Genomic DNA, 16944 nt, shown 5'->3' with positions numbered 1-16944 from the left:
GTCCGGTCATGAGGCGCTCACGGCGTCATCGGGGACGGAATACCCTCCGGCCTCGTATAGTTTCACCACTGACGGCTCCGACAGCGGCCGTCCGTCCATTCCTCCTCGACCTCGAAGGACGCGACCTCGTGACTGAACAGATCCCCGACCAGGTGCATGACGTGGTGATCGTGGGCTCCGGCCCGGCCGGCTTCACCGCCGCGACCTACACCGCCCGCGCGAACCTGCAGCCGGTGATGCTGGCCGGCTCGGTGACCACGGGCGGAGAGCTCATGAACACCACCGACGTGGAGAACTACCCCGGCTTCCCCGACGGTGTGATGGGCCCGGACCTCATGATGAAGATGGAGGAGCAGGCCACCCGCTTCGGCGCCGACGTCCGGCGCGAGGACGCCACGGCGCTGCGCCTGGACGCGCCGATCAAGGAGATCACCCTGGGAACCGGCGAGGTCGTGCGGGCCCGGGCGGTCATCCTCTCCACCGGCTCGGCCTACCGGGAGCTGGGAGTTCCCGGAGAGAAGGAGCTCTCCGGCCACGGAGTCTCCTGGTGCGCCACCTGCGACGGCTTCTTCTTCCGCGAGCAGAACATCGCCGTCGTCGGCGGCGGCGACTCTGCGATGGAGGAAGCCCTCTTCCTGACCAAGTTCGCCTCCAAGGTCACCGTCGTCCACCGCCGGGACAGCCTGCGCGCCTCGCAGATCATGGTCGACCGGGCCATGGCGAACGAACGGATCGACTTCGTCTGGAACTCCGAGGTGACCGAGGTCCGCGGCGAGGGCAAAGTCAGCTCCCTCGCGTTGAAAGACACTGTCACCGGCGAGGAGTCGACGCTGGATGTGACAGGACTCTTCGTGGCTATCGGTCATGACCCGCGAGTCGAGCTCTTCGCTGACCAGCTCGACCTGACCGCAGACGGCACCGTCCAGGTCGAGGGGCGGTCGTCGAGGACCTCGCTGCCCGGTGTCTTCGCCGCGGGCGACGTCCTCGACCCGACCTACCGCCAGGCGGTCACCGCGGCCGGCTCCGGCTGCGTCGCCGCCATCGACGTCGAGCACTGGCTCGCTTCCGCGGCAGACTCCGCTGAGGCCGACGCCGCCCACCTCGTCGCCCCGACGGCCTGAACTCCTCCCCCGCTCACGTACCGCACGAAAGGACAGACACCATGGCAGACCTCAAGAGTGTCACCGACGAAAGCTTCGACCAGGACGTCCTCCAGGCTGACAAGCCGGTCATCGTCGACTTCTGGGCCGAGTGGTGCGGCCCGTGCCGCATGCTCACCCCGATCCTCGAGGAACTGGCGACCGAGAACCCGGAGTCCATCGAGGTGGTGAAGCTCAACGTCGACGAGAACCCCGGCACCGCCGCCAAGTTCGGCATCACCTCCATCCCTGCCGTCTACGGATTCAAGGATGGCGAGCACGTCATCTCCTCGATCGGCGCCAAGCCGAAGCAGGCGCTCGAGCAGGAGTTCGCCGACTTCCTCGGCTGACTCCCACGTCCTGGTGTTCCACGTGGAACACCAGCGCTGAACACGACGAAGGCCCCGGATCCGCGACGGCGGACCCGGGGCCTTCATGCGTTCGGGCTGCTCCCCTCCCCAGAGGCTGTTCGACCGACCCCGAGGACGGATCAGCTGTTCTGCGACTGTCCGATCATCTCCATCAGACGGTGCAGATCCTCGATGGAGCCGAAGTCGATCGCGATGCGTCCCTTGCGCGCGCCGAGGGTGATCTTCACCTGAGTGTCGAGTCGGTCGGTGAGCGCGTCAGCGTACTCGTCCAACTGTTGATATCGGGTGTTCGATGGGAGCCGATCGGCCGTTTCACGTGAAACGTCAGCCTCATCCTGCGGCTGCTGCATCATCGTCACGGCTTCCTCCGTCGCACGGACGGAGAGTCCCTCCGCCACGATGCGTGCGGCGAGCTCCTCCATCTGCCCCTGCGTGGAGAGACCCAGCAGCGCCCGAGCATGGCCAGAGGACAGGACTCCGGCCGCCACGCGACGTTGGACCCCCGGCGGCAGCTTCATCAGACGCAGGGTGTTGCTGATCTGCGGCCGGGAGCGCCCGATGCGCGTGGCGAGCTCGTCCTGGGTGCACTGGAAATCGTCCAGCAGCTGCCGGTAGGCCGCGGCCTCCTCCAACGGATTGAGCTCGGAGCGGTGGATATTCTCCAGCAGCGCATCGCGGAGCAGGTCGATGTCATCCGTCGCCCGAATGATCGCAGGGATCTCCGACCGCTCCGCCGCCTTCGAGGCGCGCCACCGGCGCTCGCCCATCACCAGCTCGTACTGATCCTCGGCGATCCGCCGGACGACGATCGGCTGCAGAACCCCGATCTCGCGCACGGAGTGCACCAGCTCGGCCATGTCCTCCTCGTCGAACTCCTGCCGGGGCTGCCGGGGGTTCGGCACGATGGCTTCGACGGACACCGATCGGAACTCTGCGCCGTCGACCGCATCAGCCGTTCCACGTGAAACGCCATCGGTATCCGCAACAGCGGGAGGTGCCTCAGCGTCCGGCGAAACACCGTTCGCCTCCGCAGACGCGGAATCGGCCGGTCCTGAGCCGGTCGTCGAGGCGCCCTCGGTGGTCGAGCTCTTCGTGCTCCGCTTCGGCGCAGAGAACTTCTGTGACGTGGCCGAGGTGCTGGGCGCATCCTTCGTCGGAGATTCGCCGCCCGTGCCCTCAGCGGGCGACGTCGTCGTCTGGGCAGACGACGGAGCCTCCGCCGCATCGGTCGCGTCGGCCGAGTAGACGTTCGACGCGACGTCCTCCGCCGACGCGGCAGAGGGAGCGGATCCCGTGCTCACCGCGGAATGGGGGCTCCTGCGTGCACGATCGCCCAGAACGTCCGGCATCTCCACCCGGCCGTTTCCCCGGCCGCGGCGACTGCTCGTGGTGCGTGTGGTGGATCCGGTCGTTCCACGTGAAACGCGCTGCGTGTCCAGATGCGACTTCGCGGAGAAGAAGACATCGATCGGACGTTCCGGCACCACGACGCCGTCGCTCGACTCGTCGGCGGGGGAGTCCGACTCTTCTCGCGCGGCCTGCGCCCCCGACTCCAGCTGGTCTTCCGGGTCCGGCTGCTCATCGGGTGCCGACGCTTCGTCGTCCTCAGTCATGTGAGCGGATTCCCCACCCGTCGAAACCTTCGCTGCGACGGTCTGGCCTCCGGACGCATCCGATGATGGGGCTTCCGACGTGCCCTCGTCGGAGCCAACCTCAGGAGATCCTGCACCATCGACCGGAGTTTCACGGGAAACATCCTCCGAGCCCTCCGGCTCCGCGACAGCATGCGCCGTCGCGCCGGACGCCTCAGTCTCCTGGCCGTCGCTGTTGATCAGCGCACCGAGGCCGCGCCCCAGCCCTCGCCGCTTCCGTTCTGTCATGGAGTCCCTCCACCTTCCTGAGCCCAGACCGACCGTCCCGGTCGACAACTCCTCCATTCTAAAGACCTAAGCTGTACGGCCCCCACTTCCCATCCACGATGTTCCACGGGAAACACGACTCCGGAGTTCATCCAGCGATGACTGACAGTTTCCCGTGGAACGTGGCTTCCCTCGACCTCGCCTCGACGGCGGCCTGGCCTCCCATCCGCCTCATCCGCAGGCACATCCCCGCCGGAGAGAGCCGGTCGGCAGTACGGCACCCCGCTGGAGGACCGCAACGGCCGGTCAGTCCCAGATGAAGGGCCGGTTGTGGGAAGTCCTCGGTGCCGCCCGAGCACTTCTGCGGGGAGGCTCCGTCGCTCAGACAGCGACGGAGGTTGTTCGTCTGTTCCACGTGAAACGTCGATCGCCTGCCCTCGCGCCGTCACGGCATTCGACCTCCAAGCACCGGGATGACGGCACACTGAGCTGCTCATCAACCGGCCCCGAGGACCCGATTGAGGCGCCGCCTCAAGGCCTGCGCCCATCCACCGGTGTTTCATGAGGAACATGCGAGGCTGCCTCTGCACACTCCAGGCGCAGCGGGAACAGCAGCCCTCAGAACCCCCATCCGCCGTCGGCTCACCACCGCGCCGACACGGCGGGGGACTGCGCACGCCGAAGATCACTGCCGTCCCTCCGGCGCCACCACGGGGATATCTCAGCACGATCAGCAGTTCGACGAAGGGCAACCAGACGCCACGGACCCTTCACAACACCTCGGACCAGCGCAGCACCTCACGTGGCACCTGGGCCGTCGATCGCACCATGTTTCCCGTGAAACAGGCTGCCCCGTCCCACCGCCTCAGGGTATACGTATCCCCAAAGCGCAGCTGCTGACCCCGGCCCCCTTCCGCCATCAACCCTTCTCCGTCTCGGATCGAGTCCTCCGAGGTCCGTCGCACCTGACGCTTCGAAGCGCCCGTCGTGCCCGTTCTCCTGCGGGGCGGACGTTTCACGGGAAACATCGATCCACTATGGGCTTCGACTCCATCACCGGAGCGTGTGTCCCGAGGTCATAGACACCACGCACGCTGCAGCCTGGCAAGTGTCCGGACGGCGGGGCCCACCGGCGCATCCCCGACCAGCCCAAGTTCCAGTCCTCCGCAGCGGTCCGCCTCAGCGTCGACGACAGATGCTCCTGGTCCCGGGGTCCGCGCCGCGAGGGGCAATGGGCCGGCGTCAACGCCACCATCCACCATCTGCGCCCCGGAATCCTGTCCCAGAATCCGGGCCACACCACACCCTGCGCTGCAGGGAGGAGCGGGAGTGAGCAACGCAGCACCCCTGTGTGTTTCACGGGAAACGACACCGTCGCCGCTCCTGGACGCCGGGGGATCGATCCAAACGACGGCGAGATCAACGGCGCATGTCGACCGCTGGAACAGGCACGCCAGGGTCATCGTGGACAGCCCGGACAAGAGGGGCTCCGCCAGGGGACACAGTCGGCCGGGCCCGTCGTCGACGCCAGCGATGTTTCCCATGAAACGTTGCTCCCTGTGCCTTCGAAGGATCGGGACACAGACCGCAACCATCCGTCCCGGCGTCACGGTCGCCGACTCCGCACACGAACGCACATCACTCGGCCGCGTCATCCACATCGATTATCCACAGCCGATATCCACAGGTGTTCTCCACAAAGTGAATCCACAGCAGTGCCCTCCGTCGAGGCGCCTGGAGCACTCTCCGCCACACGTGCTCGATGTCACTTTCTACCCAAGTGGAGGGTCATGAACATTCCCTGCCTCGCTGAACATGAGGTCTCCGATGAACACACTCTGAGCCAAAGCCGATTGTGTTCATCAGTCCAGGTCAGTCGCCCATCTGCTCCTCGATCTCATCCTCTCGGCGGGATTCGTCCGTGACCCTCAGCCTCTGCGCCGGCAGGACCGTCATACCCACCGATGCCGTCGTCGCCGGCGCCTCAGAACACGTCAGCCCGAGGCCCGCCCGAGAAGCCGATGCGCGGTACCGCGAGCCCCGTCCCGATCAGCCGACATGGACGTTCTGCACAGGCGGGCATGGCCTCCCCAAAGGCGAGAAACGCCCTCCCGTCCCCGTCGGTGGACCGACGGAGACGGGAGGGCGTGCACTTCTCACGGGTCGGCTCCGCAGGGACGCGGACCCGACGCACCGGTCAGCGGCCGGCCTCCTCGCCGCGCGCGACGATCTCGGCCGCGGCCTCCAGGTAGGCCAGCGCTCCGGTGGAGCCGCGGTCATAGCTGATGACGCTCTGCTGGTAGGACGGCGCCTCGGAGATCCGTACATTGCGCGGGATCAGCGTCTCCAGCACCGCATCCGGGAAGTGCTCCCGCACCTCTTCGGCGACCTGCGCGGCCAGCCGGGTCCGGCCGTCGTACATCGTCAGCAGGATCGTCGAGACCGTCAGCGGCGGGTTCAGATGCTTCTGGATCATCTGGATGTTGTTGAGCAGCTGGCTCAGCCCCTCCAGCGCGTAGTACTCGCACTGGATCGGGATGAGGACCTCCTGGGCGGCGACGAAGGCATTGACCGTCAGCAGCCCCAGGCTCGGCGGGCAGTCGATGAACACGAAGTCCAGACGCTCCTCGCCCTGCTCCTCGCGGTGCCGATGGTACTGGTCCAGCGCACGCTGCAGCCGCTGCTCGCGCGCGACCAGCGAGACCAGCTCGATCTCCGCACCGGCCAGGTGGATCGTCGCCGGGACGACCTGCAGCCGCTCGAGGTCCGGGCAGTCGGCCACGACGTCGGCGAAGGCCAGATCGTCGATGAGCACGTCATAGACCGACTCCTCGTCGGCCGAGTGCGGCACGCCCAGCCCCGTGGAGGCGTTGCCCTGCGGGTCGATGTCGATGACCAGCACGTTGAAGCCCTGGGCGGCCAGCGCGGCGGCGATGTTCACCGTCGTGGTGGTCTTGCCGACGCCGCCCTTCTGGTTCGACACCGTGATGGTGCGCGTCGTCTCCGGGCGCTCGAGCTCCGTCTCGGAGAGCGCCTGACGCCGGCGCCGCTCGTCGGCCAGCTCGGCGCCCAGCGGCGACGACCCGTCCATGCTGTCCAGGATGGAGGATCCGCGGGCCGCCTCGGCGGCCTGATGGGCCGCTTCGCCCGCGCCGGCGCTCGGCCGGCTCTCGCGTGCAACGTCCTCGCTGGCCACGTGTGTCCTTCCCTCCGTCGGATTCCTCGGCGGGCACCCTGTCGGCGCCCTGTGTCGCCCCTGGAGCAGTCTAAGCCACCGCCGCCGGGAGCATCAGCCCGCCGACCGTCAGCGACGCCGGCAGCGCACCACGGTCGTCGGCTCCTCGAGGAGCGCCTCCCCCAGCCTCAGCACTTCGGGCTGCTCCATCCGGTGCTTGGAGAACGCCTTCGACGCGGCCTCGATCTCCTGATCGACGCTGCGCCCCTTGAGGAGCATCAGCTGGCCGTCCTCGGCCAGCAGCGGAACCGTCAGCGGGACCAGCTTCTTCAGCGCCGAGACCGCCCGGGCGGTGACGACGTCGGCCATCACCTCGTCGGCGACCTCCTCAGCACGGCCGCGGATGAGCGTGACGTTCTCCAGGCCCAGGTCCCCGACCACCTCGCCGAGCCAGTCCACACGGCGCTCCATCGGCTCGATGAGCGTGATGTAGACATCCTCGCGGGCGATGGCCAGCGCGATCCCGGGGAGTCCGGCGCCGGACCCGACGTCGGCGACGTCGCCCCCGGCAGGGAGCTCCGGCCCCAGCACCGCGCAGTTGAGCACGTGCCGGGACCACATCCGCGGCACCTCCCGCGGGCCGAGCAGGCCGTGCTCGATGCCGGTGGAGCACAGGTGGTCGACGAACCGCTCGGCCAGCGGCAGCCGATCCCCGAAGAGCTGCTCCGCCGCCGCCCGCTCGGAGTCGGTCAGCTGTGGACGCTCCTGCTGCTCAGGCTGGCCCTCCTGCCCCTCGACGGCCGCGTCCTCCATGGACGCGCCCTGGGGTCGGTCGGCGTCCTGAACGCCTCGGTCCTGCTCGGTCATGCGGTCCCCTCCGTCGGGTCGGTCGGCTCGGACGGCTGACGCTCGGTCCGTCGAGTCACGCGGCGGTGACGACGACGTGGCGCCGCTTCCCCTCGCCCTCGGACTCGCTGACCAGTCCGGCCTCCGCGATGAAGTCGTGGACGATCTTCCGCTCGTAGGAGCTCATCGGCTCCAGGTGGACGTCCTGGCCGTTCTCACGGACCTTGGCGACGGCGTCGTCGGCCTGCTCCTTGAGCTCGCCGCGACGCGTCTCGCGATGGCCGGCGATGTCGAGGACCAGCCGGGTGCGCCCGCCGGTGGCGGTCAGCACGGCCAGGCGGGTGAGCTCCTGCAGCGCGTCCAGGACCTCCCCCTTGCGGCCGACGAGGTCGTCGAGCTCCTCCTCGCCCTCCTCGGCCACCACCGAGACATAGGTCCGCTCCCCGCGCACCTCGATGTCGATGTCGCCGTCGAGGTCGACGATGTCCAGCAGCTCCTCGAGGTAGTCCGCGGCGATGTCGCCCTCGTCCGGACCGTCCTGATCCTCGGCGTCCTGGGAGTCTTCGGCGTCCTCGGCCTGATCGACCGCGCCGGCGTCGTCGTCCGTCCGACCGTCCTCGGCCGTGTCCTCCGTGAACTCCTGCTGCGGCTCCTCCTGCGCGGCCGCCGGCTCCTGTTCGGCCTGTTCGGCCTGCTCAGCCTGCTCGGCGTCCTCGGGGTGCTCCGTCCGGGTCTGGCTCATCAGCTCTTCTTCCTCTTCTTCTTGGAGGGCTGGGCGCCCTGGCCGAGATGCTTCCCGGTGGGCTTCTCCCTCTGCTCCTCAGCGGCCTGGGGCTTCTCGTTCATGGGCGGAAGGCCCTTCGCGGCGCGGCGGAGGTTGAGCTCCTTCTCCGCCTGCGAGCCGGGCGTCGGGTTGTTGCGGATGACCCACCACTGCTGGCCCATCGTCCAGAAGTTGGTGGCGGTCCAGTAGATGAGCACGCCGACCGGGAAGTTCACACCGCCGATGACGAAGACCAGCGGCAGCATGTAGAGCATGATCTTCTGCGTCTGGGCGAACTGCCCCTGCAGGGCCGACTCGGACATGTTCTTGCTCATCAGCTGCTTCTGCGTGAAGAACTGCGTGAGCACCATCGTGATGATCATCAGCGAGGTCAGCAGCACCACGTCCCAGCGCGTGGGATCCGCCTGGAACGCCGGCAGGAAGCTGTCCGAGGTGCCGACGCCGAAGATCGACGAGGCGTCGAAGCTCTGGACCTCCTCGGGACTCAGCGCGCCGTAGCCGTCGGTGCGGTACTGCTCCTGGCGCATGCGGTTGAGCATCCAGAACAGCGCGATGAACACCGGCATCTGGGCGAGCAGCGGCAGGCAGGTCATGAACGGGTTGACCTTGTGCTTGCGGAAGAGCGCCTGCTGCTCCTGGGCCATCGCCTGGCGCGAGACCGGGTCCTTCTTGCCCTTGTACTTGGCCTGGAGCTTCTGGATCTCCGGCTGGATGATCTGCATGCCGCGCTGCGACTTGATCTGCCGGACGAACAGCGGGATCAGGATCACGCGGATGACGATCACCAGCATGACGATCGACAGCGCCCAGTTCCATCCCGAGGCGGCCCACCCGGCGTCGTCGCTGAACAGGGTGAGCAGCTGGTGGAACATGCTCAGCAGCCAGGAGACCGCCCAGGTGAACGGCGTCAGGAGTGTGTCGAAGAAGCCCATGTGTCTCTCAAGTCGTCGTGGCGGCCGACGCCGGCTGGCGCGGCGTCGTGCTCGGGCCCGGACGGCACACGCGAGCCCTGCCGGCGTCGGGAACCGCGCTCGGCAGGGTCACTGCTCGTGCTCCGCGGGAGCACAGTCGTCGTCCGGAGGGATCGGCGGGTGGTTTGTCTCTATGATCGACGGTGCGGAGCCCAGGGGCCAAATCCTCCGCGCGGGCGGAACGTGGTCGACGCCGCCGGCCCCGAAGGGGTTGCAGCGCAGGATCCTCCAGACCGTCAGCGGCACTCCGCGCAGCACCCCGTGGGCGGTCACCGCCTCCAGCCCATAGGCCGAGCAGCTCGGATAGTAGCTGCACACCTGACCGTACAGGGGCGAGATCACCGTCCGATAGGCGATGATCAGCCCGGCCAGCAGCGTCGACGGCGCCCGACGCAGCCAGCCCCAGCGCTGACGGCGCAGCTCCTCGGCCGTCGGCGGCGGCCCGGGCCGACCCGGCGTTCCGCCGTCGGGCACATAGTAGTCGGCGTGCCTGATCCAGACCTGGACGGAGGATCCCCGAGGCGCCTCGCGCCCGGAGCCGTCCTCCGCACCGGAGGCGGCGGTGGTCATGCCTCGCTCCCCGCGCGGGCCGCACTCCCCGAGCTTCCCGAGTTTCCCGGACGACGCCGGCGACCCCGCCGCGCACGGCGCAGCGCACGCTCCAGACCGGAGGCGAAGTCGTCGCGCAGCGTCGGGTGATCGGCCTCCGCGGCGGCCGGCAGCGTCCGCACGACGACGTCCAGAGCGGGCCCCGACGGCACGTCGGCGGCGGCATCCGGGCCGACGTCAGGACCGGCATCAGGACCGGCCGCGGCGGGGGAGTCCGACGCCGGCAGACGAGCGGGGACGAGGTCGGCGGCCAGATGCCGCAGCCGCCGCTGCACGCGGTGGCGGACGACCGCGTTGCCGACGGCCTTGGAGACGATGAATCCGCAGCGCCAGGGGTCGGAGGGATCCGCCGCGGGCGTCGCCGTCGATGATGCCGACGCCGCCTCCCCGCCCGGCCGCAGGAGCACGCTGACGACCACGGTGTCGGTGCCCGCCCGGGCGCCCCCGCGCATCACGGCGCGGAAGTCCTGCGAACGGGTGATCCGATGCTCACGCGGCAGCATGCGACCTCCTGCAGGGTCTGGGCGGACGGGGACGGGATGCGCGGATCCGGACCGTCTCCCGGCCCCGGATGCTCCCGGATGCACCGACGGCCCGCACCCGAGGAACGGGGACGGGCCGTGGTGTGGGCGGCGTTCGATGGGCGCTGCCCGTCGACGCCGCGGGGCCGCCGTCGCGGCGGCCGGATGCGTCGGGTCAGGCCGAGAGGTTCTTGCGGCCCGAGCTGCGGCGGGCCGAGATGATGGACCGGCCGGCACGGGTGCGCATCCGGGAACGGAAGCCGTGCTTGCGGCTGCGACGGCGATTGCTCGGCTGGAAAGTCCGCTTGCTCACTGTGTACTCCCACTGGATGGTTGCGAAGTCCGGAAGGGAGCCGTGCCCGGGGGCGGTCGACTCCGGCGGCCTGCCGCAGCGGTCGTCCCGAGGACGCCGCCGATCATCGGTCGGCCGCTCCGAGCGCGCGGTGGTACACCTGCGCCCGCAGATTGACCTGTCAACACTAGACGCCCCGTCGGCGCGTCGTCAAGTGTCCATCCGGTCGCACGACCGTCGACAGACGCGGCGCCGGGGTCTTGACAGCTGAATGAACGTTAAGTCAGCCTGAGGCCATCATCTGCTGAACAGGCATTCAGCCCGCACGCCGCCCCTCCCGGAAGGTGATCATGACCGGCACTTCGCCCACCCCGCCGACTGCGGCCGACGACCGCGAAGACCGCGGTTCCGCCGCCGATGCGTCCCAGGGCTCTCCGGACGCCCCGACGAGCTCGACGACGGATCGCGAGGGCGCCGAGCGCATCCTCGACGCCGCCGTCGAGCTCTTCGGCCGGCGCGGCTTCTCCGCGACGAGCCTCAAGGCCATCGCCGCGCACGCCGGAGTCTCCGCGCCGCTGGTCATCCACCACTTCGGCTCCAAGGCGGGGCTGCGCCGCGCCTGCGACCAGCACGTCGCGCGCCTGTTCCACGACTACAAGGACGCCGCCGTCGAGGACACCGCCGAAGGACTGCCGCGCAACCACGTCATGGAGATGGTCCAGGAGTCCGGGCCGCTGATCCGCTACCTGCTGCAGGCCTTCCTCGCCGGCGGCGAGGAGATCGACGCCCTCTTCGACCGTCTGGTCGACGATTCGCTGGAGTACACCTCCCGCGCCCAGGAGCTCGGCCTGGTCACCCCGAGCGAGAATCCGCGCGACCGCGCGGCGGTGATGCTGCTGCACTCCTTCGGCGCCCTGGTGCTGCACCGCCAGATGAAGCGGCAGTTCGGCGTCGACCCGCTGGAGGACCGGCCGGAGGACATGGCGCGCTACATGTCGGCGGTCCTCGAGCTCTACACCCGCCCGCTGCTCGACGCCGAGGTCTACCGCCGCCTGATGGCCGACCTCCGCGACGCTCCGGCGGAGCAGACGACCGGCTCCCCCGGGAGCTCCCCCCAGGAAGGACACGACCGATGAGCGAGACTCCGGTGATCCGCGCCCGCGGAGTCGGCAAGACCTTCGGCCCGGTCACGGCCCTCGACGGCCTGGACCTCGACCTCGCCCCGGGCGAGGTCCACGGCTTCCTCGGCCCCAACGGCGCCGGGAAGTCGACCACGATGCGCATCCTGCTCGGCCTGCTGCGCCGCGACGCCGGCGAGGTCAGCGTCTTCGGCGGCGACCCCTGGCACGACGCCGTCGCCCTCCATCGACGGCTGGCCTACGTGCCCGGCGACGTCGAGCTGTGGCCCACCCTCTCCGGCGGCGAGGTCATCGACATGTTCCTGCGGCTGCGCGGCTCCCACGACCCCCGCCGCCGGGACGAGCTCATCGAGCGCTTCGCCCTGGACCCGCGGAAGAAGACCCGCACGTACTCGAAGGGCAACCGGCAGAAGGTCGCGCTGATCGCGGCGCTGGCCGCCGACGTCGATCTGCTCCTGCTCGACGAGCCCACCGCCGGCCTCGACCCGCTGATGGAGGTCGTCTTCCAGGACGTCATCGCCGAGGAGCAGCGCGAGGGACGCTCGGTACTGCTCTCCAGCCATATCCTCGCCCAGGTGGAGGCGCTCTCCGACCGCCTGTCGATCATCCGCGACGGGACCATCGTCGAGTCCGGCTCACTGAGCGAGCTGCGGCACATGACCCGCACCACCGTCGAGGTCGAGACCACCGAGCCCGCCGAGTCGCTGGCGGGACTGCAGGGCGTCCATGACCTGCGCCGCGACGGCGAGCGGACGATCCTCGAGGTCGACGGCGATCGCGTCGACGACCTCATGCGGCAGCTGGCCCCGCTCGGCGTGCGGTCACTGGTGGCGCACCCGCCGACGCTGGAGCAGCTCCTCATGCGCCACTACGGAGACGACCGGGGCGGTCGCACCGATGACCGCGCGGCGGAGAGGACGGTGTCCTGAATGCGCGGCTCGAACGAGACCACCCGGACGACCACCACGACGACGCCCCTCGCCGAGCGCGCGGCCGCGGCCAGCACCGCCGTCGGCCCGGGGGCGACGCGGTCGCCGCTGGCCGGCACGCCCGCCCTGCTGCGCCTGATGCTCCGCCGGGACCGGATGCGGCTCAGCCTCTGGGTGCTGGGCATCGGGCTGATGGGCTTCTACTTCGCCGGCGCCATCCAGGTCGTCGCCGAGGACCGGGCCCAGCTGGCGCAGATGACGACCATGTTCGCCGACCCGGTGGGGCGGCTGATGACCGGCCCGGCCTACGGCATGGACGCGCCGACCTTCGAACGGTTCTACGCCACCGGCTACATCCTGTTCCTCTTCATCCTGGCCGCACTGATGAGCATCTTCACCGTGGTGCGACACACCCGCGCCGAGGAGCAGACCGGCCGGGCCGAGCTGATCCGGGCGAATGTGGTCGGCCGGCATGCGACGCTGACGGCCGCCCTGCTGCTGGTGCTGCTCGCCGACGTGCTCGTCGGACTGCTGGTCTCCGCCGGGGCGCTGGCCGCCGGCTACGCGACGGCGGGCTCGCTGCTCGTCGGCGCCGCCGCAGTCGCCGTCGGGATGTTCTTCGCCGGGGCGGCGGCGGTGACCGCCCAGCTCAGCGAGTCCTCCCGCGGCGCCTCGGCGATGGCCGGCGCGCTGCTCGGGCTGGCGTATCTCATCCGCATGGGCGGGGACATGGCCGAGCAGGGCGGCGGCACGCTGTCCTGGTTCTCGCCGCTGGGCTGGTCGCAGCAGACCGCGCCCTACGTGCACGACCACTGGTGGCCGCTGCTGCCGCTGGTCGGCTGCGCCGTCGGATTCGTCTGGCTGGGGTACTGGCTGAGCACCCGGCGCGACGTCGAAGCGAGCCTGATGCCCTCCCGCCTGGGCCGGGCCCGGGCCCGGCCGTCGCTGGGCACCCCGATGGGCATGGCGTATCGCATCCTGCGCGGCGGTCTGCGCGGCTGGACCATCGCCCTGGTGCTGACGGCGCTGCTGTTCGGCAGCTACGCCGAGTCGATGATCGACGCCGCCGACGCCCTCCCCGAGGAGTTCGCCGCGATCTTCTCCGGCGACTCCATGATGCTGGGATACCTGGCCTACATCGCCCTGTTCCTGGCCATCTTCGTCGCCGCGGCCGGGGTGAGCGGGCTGACCCAGCTGCACGGCGAGGAGGCTCGTGGACGTGCCGAGCTGAGCCTCTCGACGCCGATGAGTCGGACCCGATGGCTCGCCGCGCATCTGGCGGTGCTGCTGCTGGGCCTGGGGCTGATGCTGCTGCTGACCGGCCTGGGCACTGCGCTGGGCGCGCTGGCGGTGCTCGGCGAGGACGGCGTCCAGCACGCCGACGACCTCGTGCTCGCCAGCCTGCACCAGGCCGCTCCTGTGCTGGCGGTCCTCGGCATCGTCGTGGCGCTGTTCGGCTGGCTGCCCCGGCTGGCCGGCGTCGTCGGCTGGCTCCTCCTCGGCTATGCCGCGGTGATGACCAACTTCGGCAGCCTCCTGGAGCTGCCCGCGGTGATGGAGGACCTGAACGTCTTCGGTCACCTGGCCCAGGTTCCCGTGGAGGGCGTCGACTGGGCGCCGTTCCTGGTGCTCAGCGGCATCGGCGTCGTCGGCATCCTGCTCGGGATGATCGGCTGGAACCGCCGCGAGGTCGCCGCCGGCTGACCGGGCCGGTCCCCGCTGACCAGGCACGCCCGTCCCCAGGCGTGCACAGGGCTCTCCACAGCTCGACGCTCGAATTCCACAGCGGCCGCACAGCGCCCCTGCGCCGGAGGCGAGCAGGATCGCCCCCGCTGCGACGAGCACGCCGATCCGTCAGCGCGATGCCGGTGGATCGGCGTCCTCGCGCGGATGACCCGGCTGACGACGGCCTCGCGCGACGCGTAGAATCGACCGCGTCGCACCCTGCCCCTCGAGCCGCGGAGACCGGAGTCCATGCGGCGACATCCACAGGCCGGGGGTAGAGTCGGGGCGATGTCTCCACAGGGTCTTCGACGCTGGGGAGCCGACGAGTCGAGACGGCTCGTGCACGCCCGTCCACCACCCAGGAGGAGCTTCAGTGTCAGCCGAGCCGGAGATCAATGTGTCGCAGCGATGGGAGCAGGTGCTCGCCGAACTGCGGGAGAATCACGGGATCTCGGGACTGAAGCTCAACGACGTCGGCCGGGCGGCCCCGCAGGGCGATCAGCTCATCGGAGACACCCTGCTGCTGGCGGTCCCGCACGAGCGGGTGCGCGAGCTGATGCAGTCCACGCTGCAGGCCCAGCTCAGCGAGGCGCTGCGCACTGTCTTCGGCCGAGACATCCTCTGCGCCTACGTCATCGACCCGAACCTCGCCGCCCGGCAGAAGGCCGACCTGGCCTCCGGCGACGGCACCGACCTCGACGCGGGCCCGGATTCGGAGGCGGCTCCGTCGGCCGGCTCGGCATCCTCCGCCTCGAGCACCGCGGTCGACGACGTCTCGCCGGGGCCGCAGCCGAGCTACACGCCCGCGCCCTCGGCGCCGAGCGCCCCCGGCGGACCGAGGCCGACCGACGTGGAGCGCGGCACCCAGCCGCATCCGGGACTGGCCCCGGCCCCGGCGGAGCACGCCCGGCCGGGGCCGGCCGTGCAGCCGTCCGGCCTGGCCGACAACGGCACGATCCCGCCGGCCAATGCGGCCGCCGGCAGCTCCTCGGAGAGCTTCGAGACCTCCCGGCTGAACCCGCGCTACACCTTCGACACCTTCGTCATCGGCTCGTCCAACCGCTTCGCCCATGCCGCGGCGAACGCCGTGGCCGAAGCGCCGGCGAGGGCCTACAACCCGCTGTTCATCTACGGCGACTCCGGACTGGGGAAGACCCACCTGCTCCACGCGATCGGGCATTACGCCCAGCGGCTCTACAGCGGCATCCGGGTGCGCTATGTGAACTCCGAGGAGTTCACCAACGACTTCATCAACTCCATCCGCGACGACGAGGGCGCGAGCTTCAAGCATCTCTATCGCAACGTCGACGTGCTGCTGCTGGACGACATCCAGTTCCTCGCCGACAAGGAGCGCACGGTCGAGGAGTTCTTCCACACCTTCAACACGCTCTACAACAACAACAAGCAGGTCGTGATCACCTCCGACCTGCCGCCCAAGCAGCTCTCCGGCTTCGAGGAGCGGCTGCGGTCGCGCTTCGAGTGGGGGCTGATCACCGACATCCAGCCGCCGGACCTGGAGACCCGCATCGCGATCCTCCGCAAGAAGGCCACCGCGGAGAACTTCTCCTGCCCCGACGACGTGCTGGAGTACATCGCTTCGAAGATCTCCACCAACATCCGTGAGCTGGAGGGCGCGCTGATCCGCGTGACCGCCTATGCCTCGCTGAACAAGCAGGCGGTGGACCTTCCGCTGGCCGAGCAGGTGATGCGGGATCTGATCTCCGACGACCACGTCCAGGAGATCACCGCCGAGCAGATCATCGACGCCACTGCGGAGTACTACTCCTTCACCGTCGACGATCTGATGTCGAAGTCGCGGAACCGCACCCTGGTCACCGCCCGACAGATCGCGATGTATCTGCTGCGCGAGCTGACCGAGATGTCGCTGCCGAAGATCGGCCAGGCCCTGGGCGGCCGCGATCACACCACCGTGATCTATGCCGAGCGCAAGATCCGCGAGCTGATGGCCGAGCGCCGCGCGGTCTTCAACCAGGTCACCGAACTCACGAACAAGATCAAGCAGCAGCGCTGAGGGACTCGGTCCCTCCGTCCACGCGTTGACCGTCCCTCCTCCTGCACCCCGCACCGGAAGTTTCGTGATTCTCGTCATACTCTGCGACGTCCGGGGAAGATCCCGCTGCATGCAGGGAGGTCGAAGTCAAGTCCATGGTCCACTCCTGTGGAGGACGGTCCTGTGCACAACTCACACCTGTGTAATTCCCCGGCATGACCGCGATCCACACGTTGTCCACAGAGCCTCCTCCACAGTTTTCCCCACATATCCACAGGTGGCGGTGAAGTGTTGACCCAGCAGTTCCCACACCTGTGGACGAACCGGTGGAGAAGGCGGTGAAGTTCACCCTCCAGCCTGTGGACGAACGGGCCTGTTCTGCGGAGAACCGCATGATGGCGGGTTTCGTCGTCCACCGGACGTGCACAGTCCAAGCGAGAGAACTTCACCTCGCCGTGCACAGCCACTTCCGGCGCAACGGCGGGCAGGACTGGGTTATCCACAGAATCCACAGCACTTGTTAACACTGCTGACCCTTCCAAGAACCTTCGACAGACAACAGCCGGGCTTTCG

General features: G+C 69.2%; 14 protein-coding genes. 6 read left to right on the top strand and 8 right to left on the bottom strand.

All coding sequences use genetic code 11. From position 1 onward, the window contains the following. Positions 1 to 128 precede the first annotated feature (128 nt). Both trxB and trxA read left to right on the top strand, forming a co-directional pair. Positions 129 to 1121, top strand: coding sequence for a thioredoxin-disulfide reductase (gene trxB, locus GU5_RS0110900; RefSeq protein ID WP_010525607.1), 993 nt, complete (start codon positions 129 to 131; stop codon positions 1119 to 1121). 41 nt (positions 1122 to 1162) lie between these two features. After that, complete coding sequence (gene trxA / locus GU5_RS0110895; RefSeq protein WP_010525606.1) at positions 1163 to 1489, top strand: thioredoxin; 327 nt, start codon at positions 1163 to 1165, stop codon at positions 1487 to 1489. A gap of 140 nt (positions 1490 to 1629) precedes the next feature. On the opposite strand, the gene GU5_RS15335 is transcribed toward trxA, so the two are convergent. From GU5_RS15335 to rpmH, 8 genes are all read right to left on the bottom strand, one after another. Continuing rightward, complete coding sequence (locus GU5_RS15335; RefSeq protein ID WP_237704716.1) at positions 1630 to 3390, bottom strand: ParB/RepB/Spo0J family partition protein; 1761 nt, start codon at positions 3388 to 3390, stop codon at positions 1630 to 1632. 2176 nt (positions 3391 to 5566) lie between these two features. Beyond that, positions 5567 to 6565 carry an AAA family ATPase gene (locus tag GU5_RS0110880; RefSeq protein WP_010525604.1) on the bottom strand — a complete coding sequence of 333 codons (999 nt, stop codon included), beginning with the start codon at positions 6563 to 6565 and terminating at the stop codon, positions 5567 to 5569. 108 nt (positions 6566 to 6673) lie between these two features. Beyond that, positions 6674 to 7411, bottom strand: coding sequence for a 16S rRNA (guanine(527)-N(7))-methyltransferase RsmG (rsmG, locus tag GU5_RS0110875; protein WP_010525603.1), 738 nt, complete (start codon positions 7409 to 7411; stop codon positions 6674 to 6676). Between the two features lie 55 nt (positions 7412 to 7466). Then, positions 7467 to 8132, bottom strand: a complete 666-nt coding sequence (locus GU5_RS0110870) for a R3H domain-containing nucleic acid-binding protein (RefSeq protein WP_010525602.1) — start codon at positions 8130 to 8132, stop codon at positions 7467 to 7469. Then, positions 8132 to 9106, bottom strand: coding sequence for a membrane protein insertase YidC (yidC, locus tag GU5_RS0110865; RefSeq protein WP_010525601.1), 975 nt, complete (start codon positions 9104 to 9106; stop codon positions 8132 to 8134). The genes GU5_RS0110870 and yidC overlap by 1 nt, the downstream gene beginning before the upstream one ends. A gap of 108 nt (positions 9107 to 9214) precedes the next feature. Next, positions 9215 to 9715 carry a membrane protein insertion efficiency factor YidD gene (yidD, locus tag GU5_RS0110860; RefSeq protein WP_010525600.1) on the bottom strand — a complete coding sequence of 167 codons (501 nt, stop codon included), beginning with the start codon at positions 9713 to 9715 and terminating at the stop codon, positions 9215 to 9217. After that, positions 9712 to 10257, bottom strand: coding sequence for a ribonuclease P protein component (gene rnpA / locus GU5_RS15330; RefSeq protein ID WP_010525599.1), 546 nt, complete (start codon positions 10255 to 10257; stop codon positions 9712 to 9714). The genes yidD and rnpA overlap by 4 nt, the downstream gene beginning before the upstream one ends. 193 nt (positions 10258 to 10450) lie before the next feature. Then, the gene (gene rpmH, locus GU5_RS16830) at positions 10451 to 10588 is read right to left on the bottom strand and encodes a 50S ribosomal protein L34 (RefSeq protein ID WP_010525598.1); all 138 of its coding nucleotides are present in this window, start codon (positions 10586 to 10588) and stop codon (positions 10451 to 10453) included. Between the two features lie 329 nt (positions 10589 to 10917). Here rpmH and GU5_RS16460 point away from each other — a divergent pair, with 329 nt between their 5' ends. The 4 genes from GU5_RS16460 (at position 10918) to dnaA (ending at position 16392) form a co-directional block, all read left to right on the top strand. Next, the gene (locus tag GU5_RS16460) at positions 10918 to 11703 is read left to right on the top strand and encodes a TetR/AcrR family transcriptional regulator (RefSeq protein ID WP_010525597.1); all 786 of its coding nucleotides are present in this window, start codon (positions 10918 to 10920) and stop codon (positions 11701 to 11703) included. Beyond that, on the top strand, positions 11700 to 12635 hold the full coding sequence (locus GU5_RS0110845; protein ID WP_010525596.1) for an ABC transporter ATP-binding protein: 936 nt from the start codon (positions 11700 to 11702) through the stop codon (positions 12633 to 12635). Before GU5_RS16460 ends, GU5_RS0110845 begins: the two co-directional genes overlap by 4 nt. Beyond that, a complete protein-coding gene (locus GU5_RS0110840) occupies positions 12636 to 14339 on the top strand; it encodes an ABC transporter permease (RefSeq protein WP_010525595.1) in 1704 nt (567 codons plus the stop codon). A 469-nt stretch (positions 14340 to 14808) separates the two neighbouring features. Beyond that, positions 14809 to 16392: a chromosomal replication initiator protein DnaA gene (dnaA, locus tag GU5_RS0110835; RefSeq protein ID WP_369750473.1), complete on the top strand. Its 1584-nt coding sequence runs from the start codon at positions 14809 to 14811 to the stop codon at positions 16390 to 16392. Positions 16393 to 16944 lie beyond the last annotated feature (552 nt).

The organism is Nesterenkonia sp. F (genome assembly GCF_000220985.1).
In the GTDB taxonomy this organism is placed as follows: Bacteria; Actinomycetota; Actinomycetes; order Actinomycetales; family Micrococcaceae; genus Nesterenkonia.
The sequence above is the reverse complement of the archived record's forward strand: the minus strand, read 5'-3'. Positions and strand labels throughout refer to the sequence as shown.